This window comes from Falsiroseomonas sp., from assembly GCF_051860665.1.
Lineage (GTDB): Bacteria > Pseudomonadota > Alphaproteobacteria > Acetobacterales > Acetobacteraceae > Falsiroseomonas.
On the sequence record NZ_JBHYDM010000005.1, the window covers coordinates 174,192 to 192,994 of the forward strand.

Consider the following 18,803-nt stretch of genomic DNA (forward strand, 5'->3'; position numbering starts at 1 on the left):
GAAGCCTGGCGCATGCCAATGGCTGAGCTTGAGGCGCTGCGGAATGCCCGCCATGGCGATCCCTTCGCCTGGCTTGGGCCGCATGAGGTGGCGGAGGGGCTGGTCCTGCGCGCCTTCGTGCCGGATGCGGAGCGGCTTTTCGTGCTGCCCGCCGATGGCGGCGCCCCCATCGCGCTCACGCAGCGCGATGCCGCCGGCATCTTCGAGGATCTGCTGCCGAAACGCCGGATGCCTTTCGGCTATCGCCTGAGGGCCGAGAATGCCGGCGGGGTCTGGGAGCTGGAGGATGCCTATCGCTTCGGCGAGACGCTGGGCCCGCTCGACGACCATCTGCTGGTGGAAGGCACGCATCGCCGCCTGCATGAACGCCTGGGCGCGCATCTGGTGGTGCATGAGGGCATGGAGGGCACGCGCTTCGCCGTCTGGGCGCCGAATGCGAAGCGGGTTTCCGTGGTCGGCGATTTCAATGCCTGGGACGGCCGCCGCCACCCGATGCGCAAGCGCCTCGACAGCGGGCTGTGGGAGATCTTTGTGCCCCGCCTCGGCGCCGGGGCGGCCTACAAGTACGAGATCCTGGGCGCGGATGGACAGGTCCAGCCGCTGAAGGCGGACCCCTTCGGTCGCGCGGCGCAGCTTCGGCCGGCGACCGCCTCGCTCGTCGAGGCGGAGGCGGATTTTCCCTGGGACGATGCGGACTTCCTGGCGCGGCGCGATGTGGCGAATTCGGCCCGCGCGCCGATCGCGATCTATGAGCTGCATGCACCCTCCTGGCGCCGCCATCCGGATGGCCGCTTCTACAGCTGGGATGAGCTGGTCACCGCCCTGGTGCCCTATGTCGCCTGGATGGGTTTCTCGCATATCGAGCTGATGCCGGTGATGGAGCATCCGCTGGACGAGAGCTGGGGCTACCAGCCGATCGGCTTGCATGCGCCCACCGCGCGCATGGGCGATGCCGCGGGGCTCAAGCGCTTCATCCAGGCCTGCCATGCCCAGGGCCTCGGCGTGATCCTGGATTGGGTGCCGGCGCATTTCCCGCAGGACAGGCACGGGCTGATCCGCTTCGACGGCCATACGCTCTATGAGCATCCGGACCCGAAGCGCGGCTTCCACAAGGGCTGGGGCACCGCGACCTTCGATTTCGGCCGGCGCGAGGTGGCGGCCTTCCTCGCCTCCAATGCGCTGTACTGGACGCAGGAATTCCATGCGGACGGGCTGCGCGTCGATGCCGTCTCGACCATGGTGCATCTCGACCACGGCCGTGCCCCCGGCGACTGGACCCCGAATGAGGAAGGCGGCACGGAGAATCACGAGGCCGTCGCCTTCCTGCGCCAGGTGAATGCGCTGGTGGCGGAGGAGGCGCCTGGGGCCGCGGTCTTCGCGGAGGAAGCGACCTCCTGGCCCGGGGTCACCCATGCGCCGGAGGATGGCGGGCTCGGCTTCCAGTTCAAGTGGAATATGGGCTGGATGAACGACACGCTGCGCTACATCGCGCTGGATCCGCTGCATCGCCGCTGGCACCACAACCTGGTCACCTTCGGCATGGTCTACGCCTTCTCGGAAAAATTCGTGCTGCCGCTGAGCCATGACGAGGTGGTGCATGGCAAGGGATCGCTGCTCGGCCGGCTGCCGGGCGATGACTGGCAGCGCTTCGCCACGCTGCGCGCCTATTACGGCTTCATGTACGGCCATCCGGGCAAGAAGCTGCTCTTCATGGGCGGCGAATTCGCGCAATGGCGCGAATGGTCCGAGGCGCGGGAGCTGGACTGGTGGCTGCTGCAATTCCCGCCCCACCAGGGCGTGCAGACCCTGGTGCGCGAGCTCAACCATCTCTACCGCACCATCCCCGCGCTGCACGCGCGGGATGCGGATTACGAGGGCTTCCGCTGGATCGACGCGGATGATGCCGAGCATTCCACCTTCAGCTGGCTGCGCATGGATGGCGAAGGCGGACCCCCGGTTGCGGTGCTGTGCAACCTGACGCCCGTTCCGCGGTTTCATCTCCGCTTCGGCCTGCCGCAGGCGGGTGTGTGGCGGGAAGTCCTGAACACCGATGCCACTGGCTTCGGTGGCTCGGGCCTGGGCAATCTGGGGCGCGTGGTGGCGGAGGCGCTGCCGGCGCATGGAATGCCCGCTTCCGCCATCGTGGTGCTGCCGCCTCTGGCCACCATCTACCTGATGCCGGAGAGTGTGGATGACGGAGAGGGAGAAGACCATGCCGACCAGCCGTAGCCAGGCCTCCGCGCCACTGGCCCGCACCGCCATGGCCTTCGTCCTGGCGGGCGGCCGCGGCTCGCGCCTGATGGAGCTGACCGATCGCCGCGCCAAGCCGGCGGTGTTCTTCGGCGGCAAGTCGCGCATCATCGATTTCGCGCTGTCGAATGCCATCAATTCCGGCATCCGCCGCATCGGCGTGGCCACCCAGTACAAGGCGCATAGCCTGATCCGCCACCTGCAGCGCGGCTGGAACTTCATGCGGCCGGAGCGGAACGAGAGCTTCGACATCCTGCCCGCCAGCCAGCGCGGCGATGGCCAGAACTGGTATCTCGGCACCGCCGACGCCGTCTACCAGAACATCGACATCATCGAGGACCTGGCGCCGCGCCACATGGTCATCCTCGCCGGCGACCACGTCTACAAGCAGGATTACGAGTACATGCTGCAGCAGCATGTCGAATCCGGCGCGGACGTGACCGTGGGCTGCATCGCCGTGCCGCGCATGGAGGCGACGGCCTTCGGCGTGATGCATGTGGACCGCGATGCCCGCATCGTGGCCTTCCTGGAGAAGCCGAAGGACCCGCCCGGCATCCCGGGCCGCGAGGACCTGGCGCTGGCCTCCATGGGCATCTACGTCTTCGAAACCAAGTTCCTGTTCGACCAGCTGCGGCGCGATGCGGCGGATCCCGAAAGCCAGCGCGACTTCGGCCACAACATCATCCCCTACCTGGTGAAGCACGGGAAGGCGGTGGCGCATCGCTTCGAGCGCAGCTGCGTCCGCTCCTCCGCCGAGGCGACGCCCTATTGGCGCGATGCCGGCACCATCGACGCCTATTGGGAAGCGAATATCGACCTGACGGATGTGGTGCCGGAGCTCGACCTCTTCGACCGCGACTGGCCGATCTGGACCTATGCCGAGGTGGTGCCGCCGGCCAAGTTCGTGCACGACGCGGAAGGCCGGCGGGGCGAGGCGATCTCCTCCCTCGTCTCCGGCGGCTGCATCGTCTCCGGCGGCAGCGCGCGTCGCTCGCTGCTCTGCACCGGCGTGCACCTGCATTCCTACACCAAGGTGGAGGGCGGCGTGCTGCTGCCCTATGTCGATGTGGCGCGTGGCGCGCGGCTGACCAATGTGGTGGTCGATCGCGGCGTGCGGATCCCGGAGGGCATGGTGATCGGCGAGGATCCGATCGAGGATGCGCGCCGCTTCCGACGCACCGAGAAGGGCATCTGCCTGGTGACGCAGGCCATGCTGGACAAGCTCACCGCATGAGCCTGCGCGTCCTCTCCGTCGCCTCCGAATGCGTGCCGCTGGTGAAGACCGGCGGGCTGGCGGATGTGGTGGGCGCGCTGCCTTCGGCGCTGGCGGCGCAGGGCATCCGCGTCACCACCCTGCTGCCGGGCTATCCCGCCGTCATGGCCGCGATGGGCGGCGGCAGGGCGCTGCGGCGCATCGATGACCTTTTCGGCGGGCCGGCGCGCTTGCAGCGCGGGGAGGTGGCGGGGATGGACATCATCGCCATCGACGCGCCGCATCTCTTCGCCCGTCCCGGCAACCCCTATCTCTCGCCGCAGGGCGGCGAATGGGCGGATAATGGCGTGCGCTTCGCGGCGCTGGGCGCCATGGCCGCGCTGGTCGGCACGGGGGGCATCCGCAACCTGGGCTTCGACCTGGTGCATGCGCATGACTGGCAGGCCGGCCTGGCCCCCGCCTATCTGCGCTATGCGGGCAAGCGCGTGCCGTCCGTCTTCACCGTGCACAACCTGGCCTTCCAGGGAAAATTCCCGCTGGCGCTGTTTCCGCTGCTGGGCCTGCCGCCGCAGGCCCTGTCGGTGGAGGGGCTGGAGTATTTCGGCACCACCGGCTTCCTCAAGGCCGGGCTCTGGTATGCGGACCGCATCACCACCGTCTCCCCCACCTATGCCGCGGAGATCCGCACGCCGGAGATGGGCATGGGCCTGGATGGGCTGCTGCGCGGCCGCGCCGGCATCGTCTCCGGCATCCTGAACGGCATCGACGAAGTCTCGTGGGACCCGGCGAGGGACAAGCTGCTGCCGGCGAATTTCAGCGCCGCGGATGTCGCGCCGCGCGCCGCCAACAAGGCGGCGCTGCAACGGCGGCTGGGGCTGGAGGAGGATCCGGAGGCGCTGCTGTTCGGCTTCGTCGGCCGGCTGACCTGGCAGAAGGGCGTGGACCTCATCCTCGGCGCGCTCGGCACCCTGCTCAGCCAGGGCGCGCAGCTTGCCATCCTCGGCACCGGCGATGCGGAGCTGGAGGCGGCGACCCGCGCCGCCGCCTGGTCCAATCCCGGCCGCGTCGGGCACGAGATCGGCTATGACGAGGCGCTGGCCCGGCAGATCTATGCGGGCTCCGACGTGGTGCTGGTGCCGAGCCGCTTCGAGCCCTGCGGCCTCGCCCAGCTCTGCGCGCTGCGCTACGGCGCGCTGCCGCTGGTCGCCCATGTCGGTGGCCTGTCGGACAGCGTGATCGACGCGAATGAAATGGCCCTCGCCGAGGGCCAGGGCACGGGTGTGCATTTCTCCCCTGTGAACCGGGAGATGCTGGAGGCCGCCGTGCTGCGCATGGCGGCGCTGTGGCGCGACCAGCCGGCCTTCCGCAAGCTGCAGGCCAATGCGCTGCGTTGCGATGTCTCCTGGACCCGCTCGGCCGCGCGCTATGCCACGCTCTATCGGGACGCGGTCACGCATGCAGGCTGAGGCCAGCCCGGGCCTGGCCGAGCCGCTCGGCGCGACGCTCGACGCCACCGGCGCGAATTTCGCCTGGCCCGCGCCGGATGCCACCGCCGTCTTCCTCTGCATCTTCGATGGGCAGGACCGGGAGGTGGCACGCATCCGCCTGCCAGGCCGCAGCGGGGATGTGCATCACGGCCATGTCGCGGGCCTTGCCACCGGCACGCGCTACGGGCTGCGGGTTGCCGGGCCCTGGCAGCCGCAGCGCGGCCATCGCTTCAACCCGCAAAAACTGCTGGTCGATCCCTGGGCGGCGCAGCTCGACCGCCCCTTTGCGCTGCACCCTGCGCTGTCCGACACGGGCGAGATGCCCGATGAGACCGACAGCGCGCCCTTCCTGCCGAAGGCGATCCTGGCCGCGCCGCTGCCGCCACTGACGCGCAGCGCGCCCAGCGGCCCGCAGATAATCTACGAGCTGCATGTGAAGGGGTTTTCGCAGACCAACCCGGCGGTCCCCGAAAGGCTGCGCGGCACCTTCGCCGGCCTTGGCCACGAAGCCAGCATCGCGCATCTCAGACGCCTCGGCGTGACCATGGTGGAGCTGCTGCCGGCCGCCGCCTGGATCGACGAACGCCACCTGCCGCCGCTCGGCCTGGCCAATTACTGGGGCTACAACCCCGTGGCGCTGCTGGCGCCCGATCCGCGCCTGGCGCCGGGCGGCATAGCGGAGGTGCGGGCGGCAGTCGCGGCGCTGCAGGCGGCCGGCATCGCGGTCATTCAGGACGTGGTCTTCAACCACACCGGCGAATGCGACGAGCTCGGCCCCACCCTCTCGCTGAAGGGGCTGGGCAATGCCGCCTTCCACCGGCTGCTGCCGGAGGATGGCCGCCGCTACGCGAACGATGCCGGCACCGGCAATACCCTGGCGCTGGACCGCCCCTGGCCGCTGCGCCTGGCCATGGACGCCTTCCGCCATTGGGCGGAACAGGCCGGCCTCGATGGCTTTCGCCTGGACCTCGCCACCACCCTGGCGCGGCGCGAGGGTGGCTTCGATGCCGATGCACCCCTGATCCAGGCCATGCGGCAGGACCCGGTGCTGCGCCGGCTGCGCATCATCGCGGAGCCCTGGGACATCGGCCGCGACGGCTACCAGCTCGGCCGCTTCCCGTCCGGCTGGGGCGAGTGGAACGACCGCTTCCGCGATGACATCCGCCGCTTCTGGCGCGGCGATGCGGGCGGTGTCGGCGCATTGGCCACCCGCCTCGCCGGTTCCGCCGATATCTTTGGCGGCCGCCCGCTGACGGACAGCGTGAACTACGTCACGGCGCATGACGGTTTCACCCTCGCCGACCTCGTCAGCCACTCGGAAAAGCGCAACGAGGCGAATGGCGAGCAGAACCGGGACGGGACCAGCGACAACCTCTCCTGGAACTGCGGCGTCGAGGGACGCAGCGACGATGCGGCGGTCACCGCCCGCCGCCGGCGCGACCAGCGCGCGCTGCTGGCCACGCTGCTGCTGGCGCGCGGCACGCCCATGCTGTGCATGGGCGACGAGGCCGGGCGCAGCCAGGGCGGCAACAACAATGCCTATGCGCAGGACAATGCGCTGAGCTGGTTCAACTGGACGGCGATGGACCAGGACCTCTGCGCCTTCACCGCCCGGCTGGTCGCAGCCCGCCTGGCGCATCCGGCGCTGCATGATGCGGCGCCGCTGACCGGCGTCGCGCAGGCCGATGGCCTGCCGGATGTGGCCTGGCTGCGGCCCGATGGCGCCGCCCTGGAGCAGCCGGATTGGCAGGACGCGGAGCGGCGGGCGCTGCTCGCGCTGCTGTACAAGGCCGGGGATCGCTGCCTGCTGGCGCTGAATGCGGGGGAGGAGGCGCTGCCCCTCACCCTTCCCCCGCCGCGCCCCGGCCAGGCCTGGCGCCTGCTGGCCGATAGTGCGGACCCCAAGGCCACCGCCCTGCCCGCCACGCTGCCCGCCCGCGCCGCGCTGCTGCTGGCCGAAACGCCGCGCGCCGCGGTCGCGACCGATGATGCGGCGCCGCTGGCCCGCCTCGCCCAGGCCGCCGGCATCGATACCAGCTGGTATCCGATTTCGGGGCCGGAGGTGGTGGTGCCGCCCAGCACGCTGCGCGCCCTGCTCGACGCACTCGGCCTGCCGGCCGGCAATGCGGCAGCGATCCGGCACAGCCTGGAGAGCCTCTCCGCCCTGCCCGCCTTGCCCGCCTCCCTCACCCATCGCGGCGCGACGCCCGCGCGGCTGGCGCTGCCGCTGTCGGACCGGCCGCGCATGCTGCTGCTGACGGCGGAGGATGGCAGCACGCAGCGCATCCCGGTGCCGCCCGAGGCCGGGGAGACGCAGCGCCTGGTGCTGCCCAATGGTCGCGCCGCGGCGCAGCGGCTGGTCAGCCTGCCGCCGCTGCCGCCGGGCCGGCATCTGCTGCGCGACGAGGCGGCGCCGGAGCGCGCCTGCCTGCTGACGGTGGCGCCGGCGCGCTGCCACCTGCCGGGCGACCTCGACGCCGGCGGCCGCCGCTTCGGCCTCTCGGCGCAGATCTACGGGCTGCGCGGCGCGCGCGACCAGGGCATCGGCGATTTCTCCGCGCTGGCGGAATTCGCCGCCATGGCGCAGCAGCAGGGCGCGGCCATGGTGGGCATCAGCCCGCCGCATGCCCTATTTCCCACCGATCGCAGCCGCGCCAGCCCCTACCACCCCTCCGACCGCCGCTTCCTCGACCCGATCTTTGTGGATGTCACGGCGCTGCCGGATGTCGGGGCGCTGCCCGAGATGGCGCAGGCGGCGCCGATCTTCGCGGCGCTCGCGGCGGGCGAGTCCGTGGACCATGCCGCTGTCTGGGCCGCCAAGCGCGCCGTGCTGCTCGCCGCCTGGCGCCGCCTGAAGACCGAGCCGGAGGGCCTCGCGGCCTTCCGGCGGGAGGGCGGCGCGGCGCTCGAACACTTCTGCACCTTCGTCGCCATCGCCGACCGCATCGGCCACAGCGATTCCCGCGCCTGGCCTGCCGGGCTGCGGCATGGCGCCGATTCCGGCCTCGCCGCCTTCCGCGCCGAACATGCCGACGCCATCGGCTTCGCCGCCTTCCAGCAATGGGTCGCGGATGCGCAACTGGCGGAGGCCGGTCGCGCGGGCGCCGGGCTATACCGCGACCTTGCCGTGGGCGCGGCGCCGGATGGCGCCGAGATCTGGTCCGGCGACAGCCGCTTCCTGCCCGGCTTCTCGGTGGGCGCGCCGCCCGATCCCTTCGCGCTGGACGGCCAGGTCTGGGGCCTGCCGCCGCCCGATCCGCGGCATGGGGAGGCGCTGGGCCACGCCCCCTTTGCGCGTCTGATCCGCGCCAATATGCGCCACGCCGCGGCGCTGCGGGTGGATCATGTGCTGGGGCTGAAGCGCCTGTTCCTGGTGCCGGAGGGTGCGAAGGGCTCCGAGGGCACCTACCTCGCCCAGCCTTTTTCGGATCTGCTGGGTCAATTGGCGCTGGAGAGCACGCGGGCCGCGTGCCTGGTGGTGGGGGAGGATCTGGGCACGGTGCCGGAGGGCATCGGCCATGCCCTGCAATCCACCAATATCCTCTCCTACCGCGTGCTGTGGTTCGAGCGGCAGGGCAGCCGCTTCACCCCGCCCGAGACCTGGCCCGCCCGCGCCGCCGCCTGCGTCTCCACCCACGACCTCGCCACGCTGCAGGGCTTCTGGGAGGGCGCCGATCTCGCGGAGCGCGCGTCGCTCGGCCTGCTGCCGGATGTGGTGGCAGCGCAGGCGGAGCGCGCGGCGGACCGCGCGGCGCTGCTGGCGGCGCTGGAGGGGCAGGGCCTGCTGCCGGAAGGCGCTGCGGCCGATGGCCCGATGGACGATGCGCTGGCGGCTGCCATCCACGCGCTCGTCGCCCTCACCCCCTCCGCCCTGCTGCTGGTGCAGGCGGAGGATCTGGCGGGCGAGACCCAGGCGGTGAACCTGCCCGGCACCGACCGCGAACGCCCGAACTGGCGCAGGCGGCTGCCGGTGCCGGTCTCGGGCCTCGCCGCCCTGCCACGCGCGCAGGCGATCCTTGCGGCCTTGCGTGGCCTGCGGGGGTAGGCCGCGCCCGATCCCCGTTGCAGGATGGCGTCAGGGATCAAGGGGAACGTGGAATGTCGGCCGAGGGACAGCAGAAATTCCAGACGCTGCATGAGCTGGTGAAGGCCGCGAAGCTCAGGCTCAACGCCAATATCTGGGACTACCTGGTCGGCGCGACGGAGACCGAGACCACCCTGCTGCGCAATCGCGCGTCGCTGGATGCCTGGGCCTTCCGCCCGCGCGTGCTGCGCGATGTGTCCAAGGTGGACAGCAGTGGCGATTTCCTGGGGAAGCGCCGGATCCGCCTGCCGGTGGCGCTGGCCCCGGTCGGCTCGCTCGATTCCTTCGATCCCGGCGGCGCGGCCACGGCCGGCCGCGCGGCGGCGGAGTTCGGCGTGCCGATCATCGTCAGCAGCGTGACGGAGCCGGGGCTGGAGGGCTCCGCCCAGGCCAATCCGGACGGCGCCAAGGTCTTTCAACTCTACGTCCGCGGCGGGCCGGAGTTCATCGACGAACACATCCGCCGCGCCATGGATGCGGGCTACGACGCCTTCGCCATCACGGTCGACACCGCCCATTACAGCCGCCGCGAACGCGACATCGCCAAGCGATTCGTCAAGCACTGGCGCGCGCGCTCCTCGGGCATGAACTACCAGGCTGCGCTCTCCTGGGCCGATATCGCCCGCGTGCGGGCGCAGCATCCCAATGTGACGCTGATCCTGAAGGGCATCGGCACCGGCGAGGATGCGGCGATGGCGGTCGAGCATGGGATCGAGGTGGTCTATGTCTCGAACCATGGCGGCCGGCAGCTGGACCACGGCCGCGGCTCGCTGGCCGTGCTGCCGGAGGTGGTGGAGGCCGTGGCCGGCCGCGCCCGGGTCTGGATGGATGGCGGCATTAGCCGCGGTACGGATCTGGTGAAGGCCGTGGCGCTGGGGGCGGAGGTGGTGGGGCTCGGCCGGCTCTATTGCTACGGCCTGGCCGCCGCCGGGCAGGACGGCGTTCGGCGCGTGCTGGAACTGCTGGAGGATGAGGTGCAGACCTGCCTCGGCCTGCTCGGCGCCACCAGTTTCGCGGCCGTGGAGCCGGGCATGCTGAAGCGCGTCGATCCCGTCGTGCCGCCGCATGTGCATTCCGCCTTCCCCCTGCTGGCGGAGCCGGATCGCTACTGAGCCGTCACTTGCCGCGCCGGTCCGGCGGGTGGAATACTCCGCCGCCCACCATCTGGCCCGCCGCGCGAATCCCCGACCCGGCACCGTGCCAAGGTGCCGGACCGGTCTTCCGCGGCGCATCGACTGACCGAGGACCCGTGCGAGCCGAACGCCCTTTCCTTCGCCGCACCGCCGCGACCCTGTTCGCCTTGGCCCTGCTGCCGGCCGGCCTGCCCGTGGCCCAGGCCCAGAACCGCCCCCGGCCCGCCGCCGCGGAGCCGCTGCCCCTGCCGCCACCGCCGGCGCCCCTCCTGCCCGCAGGGTCACAGCCGGCGCTGCCCGGCCTCGCTTCCCCCGAGCCCGCGCGCAGCGGGCCGCCGCTGCAGCGGCGCATCGGCCTGGCGGAACTCGGCCCCGCGGCCAGCCTGTCCTTCGATATGCAGGGCCTCACCCTGGACCTGCCCTTGCCGCGCAACCAGCCGGGGCTCGCCGGCCGGCTGGCGCTGGCCATCGACCTGGCGGCACCCTTCGGCGGCCGGCATGCGGTGGAGCTGCGCGTGGAGGGACGGCTGCTGGACAGCCGCGCCTTCACCGAGGCGCCCGGCCCGCTGCTCCTCGAACTGCCGCTGCCCGCCGACCTGCTGGCGCGGCCGGAGGGCAGGCTGCAGATCGCGCTGCGCCTGGTGGGCGATGCCGATCCGGCCCGCGCCACGCTGCGGCCGGAAAGCCAAGTGACCCTGCTGCTGCCCGATCCGGCCGAGCTTTCCGTCGCAGCGCTGTTCCGCCTGCTGCCGCAGGTGACGCAGGTGCTGCTGCGACCCGGCCCGATCAGCCCATCCGAGGCCGCCGCCGCCCTGCAGATCGGCCTGGCCCTGGCCGCCACGGGGCGGGAGGTGACGATCGCCAGCGCCCCGCCGGGCCGCGCCCTGCCCGGCCCGGGCGGCACCCGCCTCTGGACCACCGGCACCGTGCTGGTCGGGCTGGGGCCCGAGGCCGCGGCGGTGCGGATGCTGGAGGGACTGCCGGTGCTGACCCTGGGCGGCGCGGCGCCCGAAGGCCTGGCCCGGCTGCTCGACAGTCCGCTGCGGGAGGCCGCGCTGATGGGCGCCGTCTCCGGCGGCGCGGAGGGCCCGGCCACCACCCGGCCCCCCACCACATTGCCCTTCGCCGCGCTGCGCGGCAGCACGGCGCCGCAGGAGGCCACCCGCGCCGAATGGGACCTCTCCTTCTCCCCCCGCGACCTGCCCCCGGGCATGCGGCTGGAGGCGCTGGAGGTGGCGCTGCGTGCGGCGCCGGATCCGGGCGGGGCGCGCGCCGTCGGCACCGTGCTGCTGAATGGCGAGATCCTGGGCGCCGCCACCCTCTCCGCCGAAGGCAACGCCCGGCTGCTGCTGCCGGTGCCGCCCGGCGCCCTGCTGGCGGAGAACCGCCTCTCGGTCGTGCTGAACCGGGCCTCGGCCAGCGGGCCGGCGCAGCTGCTGCCCAGCAGCCTGCTGCGCCTGGCGCCCGCGGGCCCGCCGCGGGACTTCCTGGACCTGCCGGCGGCCTTCGGCGCGGGGCTGGAGGTGCTGGTGGATGCCCCCGGCCGGGTGCTGGTGGCGGAGGGGCTGAACCCCCTGCTCTGGGTGCTGCGCGCCCTGGTGCCCCCGGCGGCACCGCTGCGGGTGACACTGGCCGAGCCGGGCACCCCCGCCGATCCGACCGGCCCCTTCGTCGCGGCCACCATCGAGCCGCCGGCGGGCAGCGACCCGATGCTGCGCTTCGATGCCGGCCGCATCCGGCTCTCGAACCGGGAGGGCCGACCGGTGGCGGAGCTGGGCGGGCTGAACCGGCTGATCGCGGCGCAGCTGGTCACGGCGGCCGGCCATCCGGGCCTCTGGCTGCGCCAGGTGGGGCCGGCGCCGCTGCTGCCGCCCGTGGCGCCACGCCTGGACCGCGGCGATATCGCGCTGCTCGATGGCCAGGGCGTGGCGCTGGCCTGGTCGAGCGGACCGGCGCCGCAGCTCCGCATCGCCTATCCCGAGGCGCAGCCGCCGGAGGGCCTGTCGCTCGCCGCCGCCGGCGCCTGGCTGGCCAGCCTGCGCCCCTGGCGCAGCGCCATCGTCGGCTCGGTCTGGCTGGCTGGCTTCCTGCTGGTGCTCTACGCCTTCCTCCGCCCCCGCCGCGCCCGCCCGCCGGCCGATATCACTTCCCCGTGAAAACCATCCGGCCAGGCCGGACGCCACGAAAGCCGTGGCGGAGGACTGCCCGCCGGGTCGTCCACGCTGCTACACCAGCGCATCGAAGCTGGCCTGGCCAGCCGGGTGGTTGGAGGAGTGCTTGGAGTCAATGCCGAACGACCATGGGCAGCCGGCGCGGCCGCCGCAGCTGATTTTCGTCCATCTGCCGAAGACCGGCGGCTTCGCCCTGCATGCGGCGCTGGAGCGCGGCCTGCCGGAGGGCAGCGTGCTGCGCATCGGCGACAGCGCGGCGCAGGAGGCCTTCCGGGTCATGCCGCCGGAGGAGGTGGCGCGCTACAGCATGGTGAGCGGCCATTTCACCTTCGAGGAGGCCCAGGCGGTGGCGGCGCCGGGCGCGCGTTTCGCGACGCTGCTGCGCGACCCCGTCTCCCGCCTTCTCTCCGCCTTCAACTACATGTCTACCTGGGTGGAGCACCCGCTGCACGACATCTTCCGCGACCGCGGCTTCGCCGAGTTCATCGCCGATTCCGGCCAGGAGCTGGCCGCCGAGGCCTGCCGTCAGCTGACCGGCCGTACCACGGCGGCGGAGGCCATCCCGGTGCTGGAGCAGTCCTATGCCCTGGTCGGCACCACGGCCCGGGTGCCGGATGTCTCCATCACGCTGCACCGGTGGCTGGGCCTCGACCCGCAGACCCCGGGGCGGGAGAATGTGACGGATGGGCAGGGCAAGGTGACCCTGACCAGCGAGACCTGCGAGCAGCTGCTGGAGCTGACGCGGGAGGACCGGCTGCTGTTCCAGCACATCGCCAACCGGCATGGCGGGATGATGATCCGCCCCGCCTATGCGGGAAGCTGACGGCCGACGGCGCCCCCACCCGGGGCGCCGCCTTTCCAGGCCGGGACGCCATCCGCCCGAAACGCAGAAAGGCCGGATCCAAGGATCCGGCCTTTTCTACATCAGCAGCGCAAGTCCTGGCGCTGGCAGTGAAAGAACCCGTGGCGGACCCGAAGAGATTCGAACTCCTAACCCCCAGATCCGTAGTCTGGTGCTCTATCCAATTGAGCTACGGGTCCGCACGGGAGGCGCTAGATAGCGGGGGAGCTGGGATCGCGCAACCCCGCTATCGGAATTTCATGCAGAGAGTTTTTCAAGCTCCCGCAGCACGGCCTCGCCCATCACCGTGGTGCCCACGCGGGCCATGCCGGGTCCCATGATATCGGCCGTGCGCAGCCCGCCGCCGAGCACCTTCTCCACCGCCTGCTCGATCAGCGCCGCATCCTCGTCCATGCCGAAGGACAGGCGCAGCAGCATGGCGAAGGACAGGATCTGGGCGCTGGGATTGGCGATGCCCTTGCCGGCGATATCGGGCGCCGAGCCGTGGATGGGCTCATACAGCGCATTGCGGCGGCCATCCGGCTGCAGCGCGCCGATGGTGGCGGAGGGCAGCATGCCGAGCGAGCCCGTCAGCGCCGCCGCAAGGTCCGACAGCACATCGCCGAAGAGATTGCCGCCGAGCACCACGTCGAACTGCTTGGGACGGCTCGCCAGCTGCATGGCGCAGTTGTCGGCATACATGTGTTCCAGCTCGACGTCCGGATACTCGGCCTTGCCCACCTCGCCGACCACGGCGCGCCAGAGGCGGCCGGACTGCATGACATTGGCCTTCTCGACGCTGGTCACCTTGTTGCGGCGCTTGCGGGCCAGGTCGAAGGCGACGCGGGCGACGCGGGCGATCTCGTCCTCGGAATAGATCTCCGTGTCGATGCCGATGCGCTTGCCCTGCTCGTTCACATGGATGCCGCGCGGCTCACCGAAATAGATGCCGCCGGTGGTCTCGCGCACGATCATGATGTCGAGGCCGCGCACCAGCTCCGGCCGCAGGGCGGAGGCATCGATCAGCGCATCCAGCACCACGGCGGGGCGGAGGTTGGCGAAGAGGCCCAGGTCCTTGCGCAGCCGCAGGATGCCGAGCTCCGGCCGCTTGTCGAAGGGCAGGCTGTCCCACTTGGGGCCGCCAACGGAGCCGAAGAGCACGGCATCGGCGGCGGCGGCCGCGGCCACCGTCTCATCCGGGCAGGGCGAGCCGGTGGCGTCCAGCGCGGCGCCACCGACCAGGCCCTCGGTGATCTCGAAGGTGACGCTGCGGCGGCGGTCCATCCAGTCGATGAGGCGACGGACCTCGCGCATCACCTCCGGCCCGATGCCGTCACCGGGCAGGATGAGAAGTTTCTTGTTCGCGGGCATGGGGGTGTCCTGTCGGGGAAAGCTCTCCCTCCCCCGCCTCGCGGGGGAGGGTCGGGGTGGGGGCCAGGACGGCCCCCAAAGCCACTCAGGTCTCGGCGTACAACCAGGGCTGGGAAGCGCGCTGCTTGGCCTCGAAGCCATCGATCGCCGGCGCGTGCTGCATCGTCTGGCCGATATCGTCCAGCCCGTTCAGCAGCAGGTGGCGGCGGAAGGGATCGACCTTGAAGGGAATCTCCTCCCCGTTCGGCCGCACCACCACCTGGCGCTCCAGATCCACGGTCAGGCGCGCATTGCCGCCCATCCGTGCATCCTCCATCAGCTGCTCACACACCTCGCGCGGCAGCGCCACCGGCAGCACGCCGTTCTTGAAGCTGTTGGAGTGGAAGATGTCGGCGAAATCCGGCGCGATGACGCAGCGGATGCCGAAATCCAGCAGCGCCCAGGGCGCATGTTCGCGCGACGAGCCGCAGCCGAAATTGTCGAAGGCGATCAGGATCTCGGCGTGCCGATAGGGCTCCTGGTTCAGCACGAAGTCCGGGTTCTCCGACCCGTCCTCGTTGTAGCGCATATTCGCGAACAGCGACTTGCCGAGGCCGGTGCGGGCGATGGTCTTCAGGAAGCGCGCCGGGATGATCTTGTCGGTGTCGATATTGGCGGCGGGCATCGGCGCCGCGATGCCGGTCAGCGTGGTGAAGGCCTTCATCTCACACCCCCTCCTCAAGCTTGCGCACATCGACCAGTTGGCCGTGGATCGCCGCCGCCGCCGCCATGGCGGGGGAGACGAGATGCGTGCGCCCGCCCGGGCCCTGGCGGCCCTCGAAGTTGCGGTTGGAGGTGCTGGCGCTGCGCTGGCCCGGCTTCAGCTTGTCCGGGTTCATGCCGAGGCACATGGAGCAGCCCGCCTCGCGCCACTCGAAGCCGGCCTCCTTCAGGACGATGTCGAGCCCCTCATCCTCCGCCTGCTTCTTCACCAGGCCGGAGCCCGGCACCACCAGGGCGCGCACGCCTTCTGCCACCTTCTTGCCGCGGGCAATGGCGGCGGCGGCGCGGATATCCTCGATGCGCGAATTGGTGCAGGAGCCGATGAAGGCGACGTCGATCTTCAGCCCTTCCAGCTTCTGGCCCGGCTGCAGGTCCATGTATTGCAGCATGCGCTGCATCTGCGCGCGGCGGTCCTCATCCTCGACCAGCGCCGGGTCCGGCACCTGGCCGGTGATCGGCAGCACCGCCTCGGGGTTCGTGCCCCAGGTAACCTGCGGCGCGATCTCGGCGGCGTCCAGCACCACTTCCTTGTCGAAATGCGCGCCTTCGTCGGAGGGCAGCGTCTTCCACCAGGCGACGGCGCGGTCGAAATCCGCGCCCTTCGGCGCGAAGGGGCGGCCCTTGACGTAGTCGAAGGTCACCTGGTCCGGCGCCACCATGCCGGCGCGGGCGCCGGCCTCGATGGTCATGTTGCAGAGCGTCATGCGCCCGGCCATGTCCAGCGCGCGGATCGCCTCGCCGGCATATTCGATGACATGGCCGGTGCCGCCGCCGGTGCCGATCTTGCCGATGATGGCCAGCACGATGTCCTTGGCCGTGCAGCCGGCCGGCAGCTTGCCGTTCACCGTCACCCGCATGTTCCTGGCCGGCTTCTGCAGCAGCGTCTGGGTGGCCATCACATGCTCCACCTCCGACGTGCCGATGCCGAAGGCCAGCGCGCCCAGCGCGCCATGGGTGGAGGTATGGCTGTCGCCGCAGACCAGCGTCATGCCCGGCAGGGACAGGCCCAGCTCCGGCCCGATGACATGCACGATGCCCTGGCGGATGTCGGTCAGCGGAATATAGGGCACGCCGAATTCGACGACGTTGCGCTCCAGCGTCTCGACCTGCTGGCGGCTCTCGGGATCCTCGATGCGGCCGTAGCGGGAGGCATCGGTGGCGATGTTGTGGTCGACCACCGCGATGGTCGCATCCGGCCGGCGCACCTTGCGGCCGGCCATGCGAAGTCCCTCGAAGGCCTGGGGGCTGGTGACTTCGTGGGTGAGGTGCTTGTCGATGTAGAGAACGGCGGTGCCATCCGGCAGCGTCTCCACGACATGCGCATCCCAGATCTTGTCGAACAGCGTGCGTGGCTTGGCCATCGCTTTCCCCTCTTGCCTTCTTGCCCTCCCCAGCCATTGGCCCCGCCCGTACTGGCGGGGCCGAAGCCGGATCAGGCTGCCGCGGTCTCGCGCTTGTCGCGCGCCCGCTCCTCGATGCGCGCGGACTTGCCGGTCCGGCCACGCAGGTAATACAGCTTGGCGCGCCGCACCTTGCCGCGGCGGACCACCACGATCTCCGCCACGTTCGGGGAGTAGAGCGGGAAGATGCGCTCCACGCCCTCGCCGTAGGACAGCTTGCGCACCGTGAAGTTGCTGTTCAGGCCGCGGTTGCTGCGCGCGATGCAGACGCCTTCATAGGCCTGCACGCGGGTGCGCTCGCCTTCGACGACCTTCACCATGACGCGGAGCGTATCGCCCGCATCGAAGGCCGGCGTCGGGCGGTTCTCGGAGAGGCGCGCCTGCTGGGCGGCCTCGAACTGCTGGAGCAGGTTCATCGGGTGGTTCCTTCCAATTGATGCATCTAGGCGGCGGCCGGGTGGCCGTCCAGCCGCCCCGCCTTGGCCGTGTTCGGTTGGTCCGCCTTGCGGCGGGTGAATTGGTCCCAGAGGTCCGGCCGCCGCGCGCGGGTCGCGGCCTCCGCCTCGGCGCGGCGCCAGCGGGCCACTTCGGCATGGTGGCCGGAGAGCAGCACATCGGGCACGCGGCGGCCCTGCCATTCGGCGGGGCGGGTATAGTGCGGATATTCCAGCAGGCCGTCCGTGCCGTGGCTTTCCTCCGCCGCGCTGGCCGCTCCGCCCATCACGCCCGGCAGCAGCCGGATGCAGGCATCGAGCAGCAGCAGCGCCGCGGGCTCACCACCCGACAGCACGAAATCCCCGGCGGAGACCTCGACCATGCCCCGGGCTTCGATCACCCGCTGGTCCACCCCCTCGTAGCGGCCGCAGAGCAGCACCACGCCGGGGCCGGCCGACAGGTCACGGACGAGGGCCTGGTCCAGCAGACGCCCACGCGGCGTCAGATAGACCAGCGGCGCGCCGGGATTGGCGGCGGTGGCGGCTTCGCAGGCCGCGTCCAGCACATCCGGCCGCATCACCATCCCCGCCCCGCCACCGAAGGGCGTGTCGTCCACGCTGCGGTGCCGATCGGTGGCAAAGCCCCGGATATCCATGGCCTCCATCGCCCAGCGCCCCTCGCGCAGCGCCTTGCCCGCCAGGGACAGGCCGAGCGGCCCCGGAAACATTTCCGGAAACAGGGTCAGGATGGTCGCCTGCCAGGTCATGCCGCGTCTTCCCCGGGCTGGGGAGCGACGACGATCTCGGCCGGCGGCACGACGGTGAGGCGGCCGGCGGCGACGTCCACCACCGGCACCACGGCCTTGGTGAAGGGCAGCAGCAGTTCCCCCGCCTTGCCATCCACCACCAGGAAGGGACCCGCGCCGTGATCCTCCACCGCGCGCACCACCCCAAGTACGGAACCGTCCTCACCATGGGCGGCAAGGCCCTCGAGATCGCAGAGGAAAAACTCCTCCGGATCCTCGGGAGGCGGCAGGCGGTCGCGATCGGCGTAGAGCTTCACACCCGTCAGCCGCGCGGCCTGGTCACGGTCCGACACGCCCTCGATGCGCGCGATGCCATCCGGCAGCGGCGTCACGGCGAAGCGGCGGGTGCCGGCCTCATCGGTCAGCGGGCCATAGCTGGCGATGGCGGCCGGGTCGGCGGTGAAGGCGCGCAGGCGCACGAGGCCGCGCACGCCATGCGGCCTGCCGATCTCGCCCACGATCACCCGCTGCACCCGCGTCACCGATCCGGCTCCTCAGTTCAGCCCGCGGCGGCGGCGGCGGCGGCGCGCTCCTGCGCCTTCTTCTTCGGCGCGGACTGCTTCGGCTGCTCCGGATAGACCGGCATCGGCGCCAGGCCGGCATGGCCCAGGAACTTCGCCACGCGCTCGGTCGGCAGGGCGCCGACGGACTTCCAGTAGACGATGCGCTCGGCGAAGAGGCGCACGCGATCGGCATGGTCGGCCGGCAGCATCGGGTTGTAGCTGCCCAGCTTCTCGATGAAGCGGCCGTCGCGCGGGCTGCGGCTGTCGGCCACCACGATGTGGTAGTAGGGACGCTTCTTGGCGCCAGCGCGGGCGAGGCGGATCTTGAGGCCCATCTGTACTCTTGCT

General features: G+C 71.3%; 14 protein-coding genes and 1 tRNA gene. 7 read left to right on the plus strand and 8 right to left on the minus strand.

Annotated features, from left to right (window positions below; all coding sequences use genetic code 11):
- Nucleotides 1–18 precede the first annotated feature (18 nt).
- From glgB to ACTIF1_RS07545, 7 genes are all read left to right on the plus strand, one after another.
- Nucleotides 19–2,229, plus strand: coding sequence for a 1,4-alpha-glucan branching protein GlgB (gene glgB / locus ACTIF1_RS07515; RefSeq protein ID WP_439595773.1), 2,211 nt, complete (start codon nt 19–21; stop codon nt 2,227–2,229).
- A complete protein-coding gene (gene glgC, locus ACTIF1_RS07520; RefSeq protein ID WP_439595774.1) occupies nt 2,213–3,484 on the plus strand; it encodes a glucose-1-phosphate adenylyltransferase in 1,272 nt (423 codons plus the stop codon). Before glgB ends, glgC begins: the two co-directional genes overlap by 17 nt.
- Nucleotides 3,485–3,486: 2 nt before the next feature.
- The gene (glgA, locus tag ACTIF1_RS07525; RefSeq protein WP_439595889.1) at nt 3,487–4,929 is read left to right on the plus strand and encodes a glycogen synthase GlgA; all 1,443 of its coding nucleotides are present in this window, start codon (nt 3,487–3,489) and stop codon (nt 4,927–4,929) included.
- The gene (glgX, locus tag ACTIF1_RS07530) at nt 4,919–8,995 is read left to right on the plus strand and encodes a glycogen debranching protein GlgX (RefSeq protein ID WP_439595775.1); all 4,077 of its coding nucleotides are present in this window, start codon (nt 4,919–4,921) and stop codon (nt 8,993–8,995) included. The genes glgA and glgX overlap by 11 nt, the downstream gene beginning before the upstream one ends.
- A gap of 53 nt (nt 8,996–9,048) precedes the next feature.
- Nucleotides 9,049–10,146, plus strand: a complete 1,098-nt coding sequence (locus tag ACTIF1_RS07535) for an alpha-hydroxy acid oxidase (protein ID WP_439595776.1) — start codon at nt 9,049–9,051, stop codon at nt 10,144–10,146.
- A gap of 137 nt (nt 10,147–10,283) precedes the next feature.
- Nucleotides 10,284–12,323, plus strand: coding sequence for a hypothetical protein (locus ACTIF1_RS07540; protein ID WP_439595777.1), 2,040 nt, complete (start codon nt 10,284–10,286; stop codon nt 12,321–12,323).
- A 130-nt stretch (nt 12,324–12,453) separates the two neighbouring features.
- On the plus strand, nt 12,454–13,161 hold the full coding sequence (locus ACTIF1_RS07545; RefSeq protein ID WP_439595778.1) for a hypothetical protein: 708 nt from the start codon (nt 12,454–12,456) through the stop codon (nt 13,159–13,161).
- 141 nt (nt 13,162–13,302) lie between these two features.
- Here ACTIF1_RS07545 and ACTIF1_RS07550 read toward each other — a convergent pair.
- From ACTIF1_RS07550 to rpsP, 8 genes are all read right to left on the minus strand, one after another.
- Nucleotides 13,303–13,379 (minus strand) — tRNA-Arg (locus tag ACTIF1_RS07550).
- Nucleotides 13,380–13,437: 58 nt separating this feature from the next.
- On the minus strand, nt 13,438–14,550 hold the full coding sequence (gene leuB, locus ACTIF1_RS07555) for a 3-isopropylmalate dehydrogenase (RefSeq protein ID WP_439595779.1): 1,113 nt from the start codon (nt 14,548–14,550) through the stop codon (nt 13,438–13,440).
- 85 nt (nt 14,551–14,635) lie between these two features.
- Nucleotides 14,636–15,253, minus strand: a complete 618-nt coding sequence (gene leuD / locus ACTIF1_RS07560; RefSeq protein ID WP_439595780.1) for a 3-isopropylmalate dehydratase small subunit — start codon at nt 15,251–15,253, stop codon at nt 14,636–14,638.
- A 1-nt stretch (nt 15,254) separates the two neighbouring features.
- Nucleotides 15,255–16,673 carry a 3-isopropylmalate dehydratase large subunit gene (gene leuC, locus ACTIF1_RS07565; protein WP_439595781.1) on the minus strand — a complete coding sequence of 473 codons (1,419 nt, stop codon included), beginning with the start codon at nt 16,671–16,673 and terminating at the stop codon, nt 15,255–15,257.
- Between the two features lie 71 nt (nt 16,674–16,744).
- Complete coding sequence (rplS, locus tag ACTIF1_RS07570) at nt 16,745–17,128, minus strand: 50S ribosomal protein L19 (RefSeq protein ID WP_216835628.1); 384 nt, start codon at nt 17,126–17,128, stop codon at nt 16,745–16,747.
- A gap of 26 nt (nt 17,129–17,154) precedes the next feature.
- On the minus strand, nt 17,155–17,913 hold the full coding sequence (gene trmD, locus ACTIF1_RS07575; RefSeq protein ID WP_439595782.1) for a tRNA (guanosine(37)-N1)-methyltransferase TrmD: 759 nt from the start codon (nt 17,911–17,913) through the stop codon (nt 17,155–17,157).
- Entirely contained in the window at nt 17,910–18,425 is a 516-nt protein-coding gene (gene rimM / locus ACTIF1_RS07580) for a ribosome maturation factor RimM (protein ID WP_439595890.1), read from the minus strand. Before rimM ends, trmD begins: the two co-directional genes overlap by 4 nt.
- 26 nt (nt 18,426–18,451) lie before the next feature.
- Nucleotides 18,452–18,790 carry a 30S ribosomal protein S16 gene (gene rpsP / locus ACTIF1_RS07585; protein WP_439595783.1) on the minus strand — a complete coding sequence of 113 codons (339 nt, stop codon included), beginning with the start codon at nt 18,788–18,790 and terminating at the stop codon, nt 18,452–18,454.
- Nucleotides 18,791–18,803: the final 13 nt, after the last annotated feature.

What these genes read in the sequence shown, in the direction of transcription:
- rpsP (WP_439595783.1), bottom strand. Translation starts at nt 18,790, where the DNA reads ATGGGCCTCAAGATCCGCCTCGCCCGCGCTGGCGCCAAGAAGCGTCCC.
- leuB (WP_439595779.1), bottom strand. Translation starts at nt 14,550, where the DNA reads ATGCCCGCGAACAAGAAACTTCTCATCCTGCCCGGTGACGGCATCGGG.
- glgC (WP_439595774.1), top strand. Translation starts at nt 2,213, where the DNA reads ATGCCGACCAGCCGTAGCCAGGCCTCCGCGCCACTGGCCCGCACCGCC.
- leuD (WP_439595780.1), bottom strand. Translation starts at nt 15,253, where the DNA reads ATGAAGGCCTTCACCACGCTGACCGGCATCGCGGCGCCGATGCCCGCC.
- glgB (WP_439595773.1), top strand. Translation starts at nt 19, where the DNA reads ATGGCTGAGCTTGAGGCGCTGCGGAATGCCCGCCATGGCGATCCCTTC.
- trmD (WP_439595782.1), bottom strand. Translation starts at nt 17,913, where the DNA reads ATGACCTGGCAGGCGACCATCCTGACCCTGTTTCCGGAAATGTTTCCG.
- ACTIF1_RS07535 (WP_439595776.1), top strand. Translation starts at nt 9,049, where the DNA reads ATGTCGGCCGAGGGACAGCAGAAATTCCAGACGCTGCATGAGCTGGTG.
- rplS (WP_216835628.1), bottom strand. Translation starts at nt 17,128, where the DNA reads ATGAACCTGCTCCAGCAGTTCGAGGCCGCCCAGCAGGCGCGCCTCTCC.
- glgX (WP_439595775.1), top strand. Translation starts at nt 4,919, where the DNA reads ATGCAGGCTGAGGCCAGCCCGGGCCTGGCCGAGCCGCTCGGCGCGACG.
- leuC (WP_439595781.1), bottom strand. Translation starts at nt 16,673, where the DNA reads ATGGCCAAGCCACGCACGCTGTTCGACAAGATCTGGGATGCGCATGTC.
- ACTIF1_RS07545 (WP_439595778.1), top strand. Translation starts at nt 12,454, where the DNA reads ATGCCGAACGACCATGGGCAGCCGGCGCGGCCGCCGCAGCTGATTTTC.